The sequence below is a fragment of the Candidatus Magnetaquiglobus chichijimensis genome (genome assembly GCF_045865675.1).
GTDB lineage: Bacteria > Pseudomonadota > Magnetococcia > Magnetococcales > Magnetaquicoccaceae > Magnetaquiglobus > Magnetaquiglobus chichijimensis.
Genome location: NZ_BAAFGK010000002.1, coordinates 409,497 through 422,625, shown reverse-complemented (window position 1 = coordinate 422,625; position 13,129 = coordinate 409,497). Strand labels below are relative to the sequence as shown.

Genomic DNA, 13,129 nt, shown 5'->3' with positions numbered 1-13,129 from the left:
GTTGTCAGGATGCGCGCGATGGTTTTGACCGGCCTGATCGGCCTGTGGCTGATCGGCGGAACCTGTCCGGCGCACGCCGAATTTACCGACGCGGAGACCAACCTGCGGCGTTACGTCACGGTTCCGTTGCCGGTCGATCTCTCCGCGCTCGACGAGACCGAAAAGAAGATGCTCCCGCTTCTGGCCGATGCGGCGCGCGCCATGGACGCGGTTTTCTGGCGTCAGTCGGTCGGGGATCCGGAGTCGCTCTTGGCCGTGCCGTGGAACGCCACGCTGCGCGAACTGCTGACGATCCACTACGGCCCGTGGGACCGCATGGAGAACCATCGCCCCCTGATTCCCGGCATCGCCCCGAAACCCGATGGCGCGCGTTTCTATCCCCCCAATCTGACCCGCGAGGCGTTCGAGACAGCCGCCAGGGAGCAACCGGAGTTGAAGGATCCGTTTGCCCTGGTGCGCGCTCGAGCCGATGGCCAACTGGTGGCCGTGCCCTACCATCAGGCGTTCGACGGATTCCACGCCCTGGCCGCCGACCGGTTGCGCCAGGCCGCCGACCTGACCACCGACGAAACGCAGAAGCGCTATCTCAACGCCCGTGCCGAGGCTCTGCTGACCGATCGCTACCGCGAGAGCGACATGGCCTGGATGGCGATGAAAGAGAACCGTCTGGACATCATCATCGGTCCCATCGAGACCTACGAGGATGGCCTGATGGGGCTCAAGACCGCCCACGAAGCGTTGATCCTGATCCGCGACGAGCAGGCCGCCCGGCGTCTGGACAAACAAAACAAGCGGTTGCCGCTCTATCAGACCCGTTTGCCGGTCCCTGATCCCTATCGGGCCGAAAAACCGGGCGCCGAGTCGGATCTTGGGGTTTACGACGCGCTCATGATGACCGGCGATGCCGCCGCCACCCGCCCCATAGCCCTCAATCTCCCCAACGACGAGCAGGTCCAGCTGGAGAAGGGGTCACGCCGCCTTCAGTTGCGCAATGCCATGCAGGCCAAGTTCGACAAGATCCTTCTGCCCATGGCCAGGATCCTCCTGGAACCCGAACATCTTCCCCAGGTGACCTTCGAGGCCCTGTTCGCCAACACCTTGTTCCACGAAATCGCCCATGGACTGGGGGTGAAAAAGCTGGTGAACGGCAGTGGGGAGACGGTCAACGACGCCCTGCGCGAGGATGCCTGGATGATGGAGGAGGGCAAGGCCGACGCCTTGGCGTTGTGGCTCGGGGATCTGGATGCGGAGCTGGCGCGGGCCGAGTCGGGTCGGGAGGATGACAACGCGGTGTCCGTTGGAACCCGTTGCGTGACCGAATTCGCCTCGCTGTTCCGGTCGATCCGTTTCGGACCGGCCAGCGCCCATGCCCGGGCCAATCTGATTCGTTTCAACTTTCTGGCCGAGCATGGCGCCTTCACGCGCAGCGACGAAGGGCGGTATCGGGTCGATACCGAACGGATGCGCGCCGCCTCCCGCGAGTTGGCCGGATTGATTCTGCGTTTGCAGGGGGATGGCGATCTGGAGGGGGTGCGCACGCTCGAGAAGCGCCACGGCACCTTGTCGGCCACGTTGATCGCCGATTTGCAGCGTGTCGAGGCCGCCTCGATCCCGATCGACGTGGTGTTCAAGTCCGCGTTGTGAAACAGGGGGCTCCCTGGGAGAGGCGGGAGCGACAGAACGCTGGAGAAACGGGCGGGGTCCAAGGGCCCATGGCCCCTGGTGGGGTGCGTGGCGAAGCCCTGAGGCTTGGTTTTTGACGTTGTGACGTTGACTTTCGCGCGTTGTTCACGATCCGCCCTTTTTGGCGTTCTTTGCGAAAAAGGACGCGGCGCACGCCGTCTCATCCCCGGTTGCCACCCCGATCTTGCCGACCCGATCCGCCACGATCTTGAGTTTGCCCGTGGCCGGATCGAGCCTGGCGATCAGACGCCGGGGCTTCCCTTCTTGGGAACAGTCGAAATAGACCACCACGTCAACCTGGCCGTCCGAACTCCAGGCCAGACTCTCCAGATCGAGCGCAAAAGGGATCTCCTCGCCACGACACCCCGCAGAGCGGGCCGCCTCAAGCACCAGCAACTCAAAATGGATATCCACGGCAGTGTGCTTCTCGATATCCACCGCCACCAGCCACAACTCCCCCTCGCCGCTGGTCGGAATCACCACGTATCGCTCGCCGGCGTGCCAGTAAAGCGGCACCGGTTGCGGATATTTGGCCCAGGCCAGATCAAAGAGCCGCTTTTTGTCGAGATCGAGCAGATACTGAAACCAGCACAACGGCTCGCCGGAGGTCACCGGTTCGCAGGCGGTCATGAAGGACCACCGTCCCGAGGGACTCGGCGGCGCGATACGCACCTCGTCTACATCCGAACGGGTGGCTCCCTGTTCGTCGGTGACCTCCACTTTCGGCGTGAACGGCTGGCCCGCGCGCGACAGTTGACCATCCTTGGAAAGAGCGAAGCCGGAGCTCTCCTGGTCACCGGGTCGCACCACCACCCATTCGACCCCCAGCTTGCGCGTGTTGACCGCCTCCACCTCGTCCAGGCTCTGCCGCCCCAGGGCATGCCCCGGACTGGCAAGAACAAACATCGCGGCCACCAGCAGCAATCCAGCGATTCTCATCATGGCGTCGCCTCTCCCGTGATCACCCGAAGATCGTTGCAAACATTCATGCATTTTAACGATCCTATTCATGCAAAACAAGAGCGCCACCCGGAAGAGAGCGTTGAAAACAATTGCCTCGGCCACGCAAAGAGTCGTATATAAGGGAGCCTGAGTTTCGTTCATGCTGCATCCAATCCACCCCCTGTTGCCGTCGTGCGGGCCGCCATGTCCACCCAAGCCGTTTTCAAGCAGCTCGAAGAGTCCGTCAGCCGCAAGATTCTCGGTCAGGAGACCCTGGTCAACCGGATGTTGATCGCGCTGCTGGCCGATGGCCATCTGTTGGTCGAGGGCGCGCCAGGACTGGCCAAGACACGGGCGATCAAATGCCTGGCCGAACATCTGGAAGGGGCGTTCCAACGCATCCAGTTCACCCCGGATCTGCTGCCCGCCGATTTGACCGGCACCGAGATCTTTCGACCCCAGGAGGGGAGCTTCCAGTTCCAACCCGGTCCGCTGTTCCACAACCTGATCCTGGCCGACGAGATCAACCGCGCGCCGGCCAAGGTACAATCCGCGCTGCTCGAAGCCATGGGCGAACGGCAGATCACCGTGGGACCGAAAAGCCATCTCCTGCCGGAACTTTTTCTGGTGATGGCCACCCAGAACCCCATCGAACACGAGGGAACCCATCCCCTGCCCGAGGCGCAACTGGACCGTTTTCTGATGCTGGTGCGCCTTGGATATCCCACCCCAGAGACCGAACGGGATATCCTCCGCCTGGTGCGCGCCGAGTCGCTCCAGGAACAACGGCAGAACCAGGACGGACCGGCACGGACGAACGCGCCTGCCGAGGGCGAACCGCCCGCGTCTCCCGCCCATGGATCCCCCTTCGGGAGTTCCACGGTCAAAATCCCCGCCGGAACCATCCTGACCGCGCGGCGCGAGGTGCTCGGGATGCACATGGCCGAGGCGGTGGAGGCGTATCTGCTGCACCTGGTGTTGGCGACGCGCCAACCGGAGCGATACGACCCCGCCTGGACCGGCTGGATCCACTACGGGGCCAGTCCTCGGGCGACGATCGCCCTGGATCGCTGCGCGCGCGCCCATGCCTGGCTGGCTGGCCGGACGTTCGTGATTCCCGAGGATGTGCGTGCGCTGGCCCCGGAGATCCTGCGCCACCGGATCGGACTGACCTTCGAGGCCGAGGCGCGCGGCGCCACTCCGGATCGTCTGATCGGCATGCTTCTCGACCGGGTGCCCGTGCCATGACGCCACCGGTCATCGACATCGACGAACTCCTCGCCCTGCGCCACGCCGCCCACGCTGTCCCGTCCGCCGCCCGACGGCACGCTGCATCCGCCACGGGGGAGCATCGCGCCCCGTTCAAGGGACGCGGCATGGAGTTCGCCGAAACCCGCCTTTATCAGGCCGGTGACGAGGTGCGTCACATGGAGTGGCGGGTCACGGCGCGTACCGGCAAACCGCATGTCAAACTCTTTCGCGAGGAGCGCGAACGGGCGCTGCTGCTCTGGATCGACTGTCGCCGACCGATGTTCCACGCCACGCGCGGACGCGAAAAGATCGTTCAGGCCGCGCGCGCCGCCACGTATGCCGCCTGGAGCGCCGTGGGCCGCGGCGATCGGATCGGCGCCCTGCTCTTCTCCGAACAAAACCACGCCGAGCTGCGTCCCGCGCGCGGCGACCGGGCGGTGATCGGGCTGATCCGTGCCCTGCACCGCTTCGGCCAACCGGAAACCACCCCCTGCGACACGAACGCACCGCACCGCTTCGGCCAACCGGAAACCACCCCCTGCGACACGAACGCACCGCACCGCTTCGGCCAACCGGAAACCACCCCCCCGCCCGACACCAGCGCCCTGGCCTTGCCCCTGGCACGGCTGGAGCGGGTGGCGTTGCCGGGGAGTCTGGTGCTGTTGTGCAGCGATTTTCGCGGTCTGCGCGATTCGGATCACGCCCGGCTCGCGCAACTGGCCCGACGTCACGACGTGACCCTCTTCTTTCCCCACGCCCCCCTGGAGCGGACCCTTCCCCCCGCCGGCGGTCGCTATCCGATCGCCGCGCCAGGCCACGCCAGCCAGCGTTTTCTCATGGTCGATGATCCGGAAATCCGCCAGGCCCACGCGGCCCGCTTCGCCGCCCGCCACGACGGCCTGCGTGACCTCTGCCAACGCATCGGCGCCGGATTCCTCTCCGTTTCCACCGAAGAGGAGGCCACCTCCGGGTTGATGGCGCGCCTCCACGGAAGGGCGGCATGAACGCCACCCCCCTGCCGCTACGCGACATCCACCTCCCGGAACCGATCTCCTGGTGGCCGCCGGCCCTGGGATGGTGGTTGCTGGCCGGGACGCTGCTGGGGATCGGGATCGCCATCCAGGCCTGGCGGATGTGGCGGGCACGCTTTCGCATCCGTGACGCGGCCCTGGCGGAGATCGCCCGGATCCGCGCTCGACACGCCCGGCATGCCGATCCGGCTCTGCTGGCCGCCGACCTCTCCGCACTGCTGCGTCGCGTCTGCCTGCGCCTCCATCCGCCCCACCAGGTCGCAAGCCTCACCGGACCGGCCTGGCTGGAGCTTCTGGAGCGCACCACGCCCCACTTCTCTTTTTCCAATGCCGGGGGAGCGCCCCTGATCAACGCGCCGTTCGAGCCCGACCCGATCTTCGATCCCGAGGCGTTGTTGAGCGCCTGTCAAGGGTGGATCCTGGCGCTTCCACCGGTTCCGCCTTCCAGAAAGACACCAAGAATGGAGAACATGAAATGAGCGAATGGCTGCATGCCACGGACCGGCATGGCCGGTTCGTCAAGACCGAGGAGCGGGTTGCCCTGCTGGCCGAAATCCGCGCCCACGCCCGCGCCCATGGGGATGCCCATCTGGCGGTGCCGGTGGTCCACATCATCCTGTTGACCAGCAACGGGCAGATCCGCATGGTGCAACGCGGCAACCGCCCGGAAAACCCCTTCATGTGGGACAAAGCGGTCGGCGGCCATGTGGTTACCGAGGATCGCTCGCTCGGTCGCGCCGCCTTCGATGCCAATGCCATCAAGGAAATGGGCGAGGAGGTGGGCATCGAAAACGTGGCGATCGCCGACGATGCGCTGCATTATCATCGCCTGCTGCAAGCCGAAGATCACGATCCAACCACCCGGGCAATCATCCGGATGGTGGATCACGACCCCTGGCAGGGCTCCTTCTGCCGGTCGCGGGAGGGGGAACCGTGGGTGAAACGACACAACGTCTGCGTCTACATCGGGGTGTACGACGGGGCCTTCGTGTTCGCCGACGGCGAGGCGATCAACCACGACCTGATCACCCGCGCTGATCTGATGGACGATCTGTTGGCCTCGCCCTGGAAATACGCCGATGGAGCACGTATCTTCATGCAGCGCTATTACCATCTGTTGCGGTAATCGCCTGCATCCAAACCAATCAGGAGAGTATCTCATGAAAATCGAGGAACTGTGCCGGGCACTCGGCCAGTGGTTCATGCGTCACAAGGATGAAAACCCCTTTGCCTTCGGCGAAATTCACCTGAGCACCGAGGATCCGGAGGCCGACATCTCCCTGATCATCGGCAAGCCGGAAGAGGCGTTCATCGATCTGGAGAGTCACGACAAACAGTGGGAAGGCACCCTCTACGACGCGCCGGTCACCTGGATCTGGGAGCGGCTGGCGCACGAGGAGGCGGACGACTGGTTGCGTCACATCTACGAGCGGGAGGCCGGGCAGATGAAGGAAAACATGCTCGTCGCCCTTCTGGAGCTGGCCCGGTTGATCGAGGGGAACGGTTATTCATTCGATTGGCAAGCCGAAGCCGACGAATCGGAACGGACCCGCCTCTACATCGATCAGGTGGAAGAGAAGGTCAGCGTGGAGACCGATCGTTGGAGTCGCCTGCTGGCCAGCCATCGCGCCGGCTCATGACCTGCCGCCGCGCACCACCCGCATCGCACCGTGCAACAACCAGCCCCACCGCGCCCGCCCCCGACGCACGGCATCTGCGGTCATTCATGCGTGTAGTGTGCTGGCGACCGAGTACCCTTCTTGACTTTATGCGCCAAATCCCGTATTCATCACCATTCTCGATGCGCATTCCCAGGTCGCACGGCCCTGTTCGCCCGGCCTGTCCGCGCACGAACCTCGCGCGTCACACTTTTCCGGTGCACCCATGACGATCTCAGAGACTTCAGATCATCCTCTGCTCGAGGATCCCTCGGGAGCGGCCACCATCGAAGATTGCCGGAGACTGCTCGAAAATCTCCCGGAAGGGGTGCTTGTCCATCGCGATGGCGTGATCCTGCTGGCCAACCGCGTCGCGGCGCAAATCCTGAGCCTGAAACGTTCCGAAGAGCTGACCGGCGCCTCGATTCTGACCTTTTTCAACAACGACGCCTGGAAACGGCTGCTGCAAACCATCGCCGATCAGCCCAGCATGACCCCGCAATTCTGGAGCGCCGAGCTGGAACTGACGCGGCACGACGACCGCGCCGCCACCATCGACACCGCCACCGGCTGGAGTCTGTTCCACGACGAACCGGTGCTGGTCACCACCCTGCGCGACATCACCCAACTCAAGCGCGGCGAAGAGGAGATGCGGCGTCAGGCCAACTACGACACCCTGACCGGGCTGCCGAACCGTTCGCTGTTCCTCGACCGTCTGCATCGCGAACTGATCCGTGCCCGACGCGCCAACAGCCGCGTGGCGCTGATGTTCATCGATCTGGACCGTTTCAAGTGGGTCAACGACACCCTGGGCCATGCCGCCGGCGACGAACTGTTGCGCGAAACCTCCAAGCGTCTGCTCGCGTGCGTGCGCAAGTCCGATACCGTGGCCCGCCTCGGGGGCGACGAATTCACCGTGATCCTGCCGGACATGGCGCGCGGTCCCTATGCCGAACGGGTGGCCGCGGAGATCCTCTCCCGGCTCGTTCTCCCCTACTCCCTGATGGGACAGGAGGCCTTCATCTCCGGCTCGGTGGGGGTGACCGTCTATCCGGACGACGCCAATGACCTGGACAGTCTGCTCAAGAACGCCGATACCGCCATGTACCGCGCCAAAAGCGATGGCCGCAACGCCTATCGCTTCTACACCCCGGACATGCACGCCGAGGCCGAGGAGCGGGTCGCCCTGGAAAAAGACCTCCACCACGCCCTGGAACGAAACGAACTGGTGATCCACTACCAACCGATCGTCGATCTGGCGACCGGACGCCTGGTGGGCGCGGAGAGTTTTCTGCGCTGGGAGCATCCCACCCGCGGCAGCGTCTCGCCGGGCACCTTCGTGCGATTGGCCGAGGAGACCGGCCTGATCGCCCGGATCACCGCCTGGACCATCCAGACCGCCTGCGCCCAGGCCCAGGCCTGGCGCCAGCGTCCGGACAGCGCGGATTTCATCATCTCGGTCAACATCTCCTGCACCCGCTGCCGGGAACTCTCCACCGACGACCGCATCCCCGAGATCCTGCAAATCACCGGTCTGCCCCCCTCGGCCCTGATCCTGGAGATCACCGAAAACATCCTCTCCGAGGATGAGTCCAAGGCCATGAACATGCTGCAACACCTGAGCCGCCTGGGGGTCAACCTCTGGCTCGACGACTTCGGCACCGGCTATTCGTCGTTGAGCGTGCTCAAACGGCTGCCGGTCAACGGCATCAAGATCGACCGCACCTTCATCCCGGACATCACCGCCGACTCCGAATCCGGGATTCTGGTCCAGGCGATCCTCTCCCTGGCCAAGGCCCTGAACCGCAAGGTGATCGGCGAAGGGATCGAATCGCTCCAACAGGCCGACTTCCTGCGCTCGCGCGGCTGTGACATGGGGCAGGGATATCTGTTCCACAAGCCGGTCCCGGCAGAGATCTTCACCGCCCTGCTCGGCACGGTTTATCCGTTGAACTGACCCTTCATCGACGGTTCACGCCCTGATCCGCCTTGCCAGCCGCCCGCCATCTATAAATATTTTTTCGTCCACGCCACCCCATGACCACCACGCCACCACCCGCGACTACATCAGCAGGGCGTGCTCCATGGCATAGCGCACCAGATCCGCGGTGGAACCCTGGATGCCGAGTTTGTCCTTGATGCGCCGGCGGTAGGTGGTGACCGTGCTGGGACTCACCCGCAGATCATCGGCGATGCGCGAGACGGTCATGCCACGGGCGATCCGGATCAGAATGGTATACTCCTGGGCAGAGAGCCGATCGTGCGGATGCTCCTTGACCTCGGGTTGGCCGGTGTTTGTCGCCAGGCGATCCCGCAGTTCGTCGGTCAAATAGAGCCCCCCCTGGGAGACAAGCCGGATCGCCCGCAACAACTCATCGCCCAGACAGGTCTTGTCGATGAAGCCGTTGGCCCCGCTCTGCAACAGCCGACGGGCCAGATGGAAATCCTGGATCTGGGTGACGACCAGCACCGGTCGCAGGCACCCGCTGGCGCGGACCCGACGCAACACCTCCAAACCGCTCATGTCCGGCAGTCTGACATCCAGCAACGCCAGATCCCAACCATCCCCCGCCATGAGGGTGAGGGCATCGACGGCATTGCCAGCCTCACCGGTGATAGACAGATCGCCATTCTTCGCGATCAGAGAGCTGAGGCCATCCCGGAACAACCCATGGTCATCGATAATGATTATTCTGATCATAGAAACCATTCCCCCATTCTATTCCAAACGCAAAGGAATGATAACATATCAAGTCTGATCGTGCACGGAATTTCAAACTACAAATATGAAAATTTTGCAATCCCTTACCAGACAAACAGACAATAACACCCTCAACAACCCCAAAACTCTTGAAGCAGAGCCGAAATTCCCAATAGAAACCAAACAAAAATAGGATGTTTGGATTGATATTCCTGTTTTACACATTCACTTCCGGCTTTACCGTCGAACTCGATTGAGTCCGTAAATGCGGGAACTTGCCTGATGGGGGGAGAACCCCCTCACCCCCCTTACCGTGGACCTCCCTTCGGGAATTCCACGGGAACTTGCCTGATGGGGGGAGAACCCCCTCACCCCCCTTACCGTGGACCTCCCTTCGGGAATTCCACGGGAACTTGCCTGATGGGGGGAGAACCCCCTCACCCCCCTTACCGTGGACCTCCCTTCGGGAATTCCACGGGAACTTGCCTGATGGGGGGAGAACCCCCTCACCCCCCTTACCGTGGACCTCCCTTCGGGAGTTCCACGGTAAATTTTGGGACGGGTAACCACCACCTCGGTTCGGTAGAATGGCGTTATCCGCCGGGGAGCTTCGGTCCCCCGTCCCCTGCCATGGTGGATCTTGTGCAATTCACCCCACCACCCCATCCAGCCACTCGGCCAAACAAGCCCGTCCGGCATCTTCCATGGCCGGACCGAGCCGACGCGACGCTTCGCGCAAGGCGGGCACAGAGATGCGGCTCTGCCCCAATTCGGCGGCATGGCCGATCAGCCATGTCTCGATGCGCCCGGCGCGCACCTCGGGGTGACACTGAAAAGCCAATCCCCGCGCCCCCCAGCGAAACGCCTGATGGGGATAGAGCGGGGTGGAGGCGAGCAACTCCGCGCCATCGGGAAGCTCGAAGGTGTCCCCGTGCCAGTGCAGCATGGAACGCCCCTCCCCGACCAGATGCCGCAACGGCGAACGCTCCCCCGCCCCGGTGAGGGTCAAGGGGGTCCAGCCGATCTCCTTCTTGCCGCCCGAATAGACCCGCGCCCCCAGGGCGGAGGCCATCATCTGCGCTCCCAGACAGATCCCCAGGGTGGGCCGGTCCGCCGCCAGACGCACCCGCAGCAAAGCCAATTCGTCGTCGATGAACGGATAAACATCCGCCTCGTAGACGCTGATCGGTCCGCCCAACACCACCAGCAGATCATCGTCCAGGGGAGCGACCCCGGTCAGATCGTCCACGCCCGCCTCCAGATAGCGAATCGCGAATCCCCGCTCCAGCGCCAGGGACTCCAGGCTCCCCAGATCCTCGAATGCCACATGCCGAATGGCCAACAATGTTTTCATGCACCCGCTCCCTTGTCCGCCGGTTTGCCGACACCATGCAAAGTCATGTCAATGAACGCTTCATCTTATCAGCACCCAACCCGCTCGGCAATCGTCCGCATCATCCCTCCGGGGATTCACCCCCGACACCATGAAACACTGGCGTCACCACGCGCAACGTGTCAATTCGGCTCTGCAATGAAGAGAGGATTCACCCCCGACGCCATGAAACACTGGCGTCACCACGCGCAACGTGTAAACTTGGATCCGCAAGAAGACCGGGAGAGTCCCTGACCCACATCAACGCCCGGTACAACCGCGCATACCGAACCGACAACCCTTGCCGGAAAACGGATACCCGCACATGCCCCACCTTTCCGTCTCTCCGCTGATCGTGGCAATCTCTTCCCGCGCCCTGTTCGATCTCGAAGAGAGCCACGCCGTCTTCGAACAACAGGGGGTCGAGGCCTATGCCCTCTGGCAGATCGCCCGCGAGGATCAACCGTTGCAAGCCGGTCCGGCCTTCCCCCTGGTGAAAAAACTGCTCGCCTTGAACCAGGCCGATCCCTCCGCGCCCACGGTGGAGGTGATCCTGTTGTCGCGCAACAGCGCGGATACCGGATTGCGGGTCTTCAACGCCATTCGCCACCACGGACTCGACATCAGCCGCGCGGTCTTCACCTCCGGGGGGAACCTGTGGCCCTACGCGGCGGCGTTCCAGGCCCATCTGTTCCTCTCGCTCGACCCCGAGGATGCCCGCCTGGCCCTGCAAGCCGGACTGGCCGCCGCGGTGATCCTGCCGCCCGGCGACACCACACCGTCGCCGGAGACGGCTCGCGGTCCGCTGCGACTGGCCTTCGACGGCGACGCGGTGCTCTTCTCCGACGCCTCGGAGCGGATCTACGAAGAGCGCGGCCTGGCCGCCTTCCACGAACACGAAAGCTTGAGCGCCCACGAACCGCTCCCGGATGGCCCGTTCCGCCCGCTGCTCGAGGCTCTGCAACGGATCCAGCAGCGCCATGCGCCGGATCTCTGCCCGATCCGCACCGCGCTGGTCACCTCGCGCGGAGCCCCGGCCCACGAACGGGTGATCCGCACCCTGCGCGCCTGGAACATCCGCGTGGATGAACTGCTCTTTCTGGGCGGACTGGACAAGGCGGAGTTCCTGGTGGCCTTCGGGGCCGACATCTTCTTCGACGACCACACCGGCCATTGCGAATCGGCGCGCCGCTTCGTGCCCGCCGGCCATGTGCCGCGCGCCAAGGGTTGACCAGACAGGGGAGTGTCCATGCGCATCTGCCACACCTCGGACTGGCACCTGGGCCACCTGCTGCGCGGGCAGAAACGCGATGCCGAGTTCGCCGCCTTTCTCGACTGGCTGATCGCCACGCTGCGCCAGGAACGGGTCGAGGCGCTGCTGATCGCCGGCGATCTCTTCGATGGCACCACCCCATCCCATCGCGCCCAGGAGCTTTATTACCGGTTTCTGGCCCAGGTCTCCGGCACCGGCTGTCGCCATGTGGTGGCGATCGGCGGCAACCACGACTCCCCATCCCTGCTCGAAGCGCCGAAAACCCTGCTGGCGGCGCTGAACGTGCGGGTGATCGGCGCCAGCGGCGACGACCCGGCGGATGAGGTGGTGGTGCTGAAGGATCCGACTGGCCGCCCCGAGATGATCGTCTGCGCCGTGCCCTATCTGAGAGATCGGGACATCCGCCTCGCCGAGGCCGGGGAGAGCGGTGCGGACAAGGATCGCAAGTGGCTCGAAGGGATCTTCGCCCATTACGCGGCGGTGATCGATCTGGCGCGCGCGCGGCGTGACGACCTGGGCGGAACGACGCCCGTGGTGGCGATGGGCCATCTGTTCGTGGCCGGCGGACGGGTCCGCGAGGGCGACGGAGTGCGGGAGCTTTACGTGGGGTCGCTGGCGCGGGTTCCGGTGGATCTCTTTCCCGAAGATGTGGACTACGTGGCCCTGGGCCATCTGCATCAGGCGCAAAAGGTCGGCCCGTCGGAGAGCCGCCGCTACAGCGGCGCGCCGCTGCCGTTGGGCTTCAGCGAGGCCGGGGTGACCAAAAGCCTCTGTCTGGTCGATCTCGCACCCGGTCAGCGCCCGCGCGTCCAGCTCGTGCCCGTGCCGACCTTCCAGAAGATGGCGCGCCTCCAGGGGGATCGCACATCGCTCCTGGATCAACTCCAGGCACACATCTCCACGAACGAAAGCATCTGGATCGAACTCCTGTACACCGGATCCGAGCCGATCGGCGATCTGCGCGACCAGCTCAACCAGCGGGCGGAGCGTTCCCAGGCGGTGATCCTGGCCCTGCGCGACGCACGCCTCACCGCTTCCCTGGCCCTGGGCGCCGACGAGGAAGGAACCCATCTGGAGGCGTTGACACCCGACGAAGTGTTCCTGCGCTGTCTGGAGCTGCGCCGCATCCCGGATGAGGAGCGGCCTTCCCTGATCGCGGCCCACGACGAGATCCTGGCCGCGCTCCTCCACGACGATCCATCCTCCCGGGGTTGAGGT

Annotated in this window: 12 protein-coding genes; 9 read left to right on the top strand and 3 right to left on the bottom strand. The window is 64.3% G+C overall.

Annotated features, from left to right (window positions below):
* Window positions 1-9 precede the first annotated feature (9 nt).
* Window positions 10-1,644, top strand: coding sequence for a dipeptidyl-peptidase 3 family protein (locus ACOY6C_RS03760; protein WP_420904137.1), 1,635 nt, complete (start codon window positions 10-12; stop codon window positions 1,642-1,644).
* 144 nt (window positions 1,645-1,788) lie between these two features.
* Here ACOY6C_RS03760 and ACOY6C_RS03755 read toward each other — a convergent pair whose 3' ends face one another.
* Window positions 1,789-2,625, bottom strand: a complete 837-nt coding sequence (locus tag ACOY6C_RS03755; protein WP_420904136.1) for a hypothetical protein — start codon at window positions 2,623-2,625, stop codon at window positions 1,789-1,791.
* Window positions 2,626-2,829: 204 nt separating this feature from the next.
* Here ACOY6C_RS03755 and ACOY6C_RS03750 point away from each other — a divergent pair, with 204 nt between their 5' ends.
* From ACOY6C_RS03750 to ACOY6C_RS03725, 6 genes are all read left to right on the top strand, one after another.
* Complete coding sequence (locus tag ACOY6C_RS03750; protein WP_420904135.1) at window positions 2,830-3,873, top strand: AAA family ATPase; 1,044 nt, start codon at window positions 2,830-2,832, stop codon at window positions 3,871-3,873.
* A complete protein-coding gene (locus ACOY6C_RS03745) occupies window positions 3,870-4,880 on the top strand; it encodes a DUF58 domain-containing protein (RefSeq protein WP_420904134.1) in 1,011 nt (336 codons plus the stop codon). The genes ACOY6C_RS03750 and ACOY6C_RS03745 overlap by 4 nt, the downstream gene beginning before the upstream one ends.
* Complete coding sequence (locus tag ACOY6C_RS03740) at window positions 4,877-5,386, top strand: DUF4381 domain-containing protein (RefSeq protein ID WP_420904133.1); 510 nt, start codon at window positions 4,877-4,879, stop codon at window positions 5,384-5,386. Before ACOY6C_RS03745 ends, ACOY6C_RS03740 begins: the two co-directional genes overlap by 4 nt.
* Window positions 5,383-6,033: an NUDIX hydrolase gene (locus ACOY6C_RS03735; RefSeq protein ID WP_420904132.1), complete on the top strand. Its 651-nt coding sequence runs from the start codon at window positions 5,383-5,385 to the stop codon at window positions 6,031-6,033. Before ACOY6C_RS03740 ends, ACOY6C_RS03735 begins: the two co-directional genes overlap by 4 nt.
* A gap of 34 nt (window positions 6,034-6,067) precedes the next feature.
* The gene (locus tag ACOY6C_RS03730) at window positions 6,068-6,547 is read left to right on the top strand and encodes a hypothetical protein (protein ID WP_420904131.1); all 480 of its coding nucleotides are present in this window, start codon (window positions 6,068-6,070) and stop codon (window positions 6,545-6,547) included.
* Between the two features lie 244 nt (window positions 6,548-6,791).
* Complete coding sequence (locus ACOY6C_RS03725) at window positions 6,792-8,522, top strand: sensor domain-containing protein (protein WP_420904130.1); 1,731 nt, start codon at window positions 6,792-6,794, stop codon at window positions 8,520-8,522.
* A 105-nt stretch (window positions 8,523-8,627) separates the two neighbouring features.
* On the opposite strand, the gene ACOY6C_RS03720 is transcribed toward ACOY6C_RS03725, so the two are convergent.
* Both ACOY6C_RS03720 and ACOY6C_RS03715 read right to left on the bottom strand, forming a co-directional pair.
* The gene (locus ACOY6C_RS03720; RefSeq protein WP_420904129.1) at window positions 8,628-9,266 is read right to left on the bottom strand and encodes a response regulator; all 639 of its coding nucleotides are present in this window, start codon (window positions 9,264-9,266) and stop codon (window positions 8,628-8,630) included.
* A gap of 649 nt (window positions 9,267-9,915) precedes the next feature.
* The gene (locus tag ACOY6C_RS03715; protein WP_420904128.1) at window positions 9,916-10,620 is read right to left on the bottom strand and encodes a glutamine amidotransferase; all 705 of its coding nucleotides are present in this window, start codon (window positions 10,618-10,620) and stop codon (window positions 9,916-9,918) included.
* Window positions 10,621-10,963: 343 nt separating this feature from the next.
* On the opposite strand from ACOY6C_RS03715, the gene ACOY6C_RS03710 reads away from it, so the two are divergent.
* Window positions 10,964-11,869, top strand: a complete 906-nt coding sequence (locus ACOY6C_RS03710) for a 5'-nucleotidase (RefSeq protein WP_420904127.1) — start codon at window positions 10,964-10,966, stop codon at window positions 11,867-11,869.
* Window positions 11,870-11,887: 18 nt separating this feature from the next.
* Window positions 11,888-13,126, top strand: a complete 1,239-nt coding sequence (locus tag ACOY6C_RS03705; protein WP_420904126.1) for an exonuclease SbcCD subunit D C-terminal domain-containing protein — start codon at window positions 11,888-11,890, stop codon at window positions 13,124-13,126.
* Window positions 13,127-13,129 lie beyond the last annotated feature (3 nt).

Bases quoted from the DNA above. Each gene is read 5' to 3' on its own strand.
- ACOY6C_RS03760 (WP_420904137.1), top strand. From the start codon at position 10: ATGCGCGCGATGGTTTTGACCGGCCTGATCGGCCTGTGGCTGATCGGC.
- ACOY6C_RS03755 (WP_420904136.1), bottom strand. From the start codon at position 2,625: ATGATGAGAATCGCTGGATTGCTGCTGGTGGCCGCGATGTTTGTTCTT.
- ACOY6C_RS03750 (WP_420904135.1), top strand. From the start codon at position 2,830: ATGTCCACCCAAGCCGTTTTCAAGCAGCTCGAAGAGTCCGTCAGCCGC.
- ACOY6C_RS03745 (WP_420904134.1), top strand. From the start codon at position 3,870: ATGACGCCACCGGTCATCGACATCGACGAACTCCTCGCCCTGCGCCAC.
- ACOY6C_RS03740 (WP_420904133.1), top strand. From the start codon at position 4,877: ATGAACGCCACCCCCCTGCCGCTACGCGACATCCACCTCCCGGAACCG.
- ACOY6C_RS03735 (WP_420904132.1), top strand. From the start codon at position 5,383: ATGAGCGAATGGCTGCATGCCACGGACCGGCATGGCCGGTTCGTCAAG.
- ACOY6C_RS03730 (WP_420904131.1), top strand. From the start codon at position 6,068: ATGAAAATCGAGGAACTGTGCCGGGCACTCGGCCAGTGGTTCATGCGT.
- ACOY6C_RS03725 (WP_420904130.1), top strand. From the start codon at position 6,792: ATGACGATCTCAGAGACTTCAGATCATCCTCTGCTCGAGGATCCCTCG.
- ACOY6C_RS03720 (WP_420904129.1), bottom strand. From the start codon at position 9,266: ATGATCAGAATAATCATTATCGATGACCATGGGTTGTTCCGGGATGGC.
- ACOY6C_RS03715 (WP_420904128.1), bottom strand. From the start codon at position 10,620: ATGAAAACATTGTTGGCCATTCGGCATGTGGCATTCGAGGATCTGGGG.
- ACOY6C_RS03710 (WP_420904127.1), top strand. From the start codon at position 10,964: ATGCCCCACCTTTCCGTCTCTCCGCTGATCGTGGCAATCTCTTCCCGC.
- ACOY6C_RS03705 (WP_420904126.1), top strand. From the start codon at position 11,888: ATGCGCATCTGCCACACCTCGGACTGGCACCTGGGCCACCTGCTGCGC.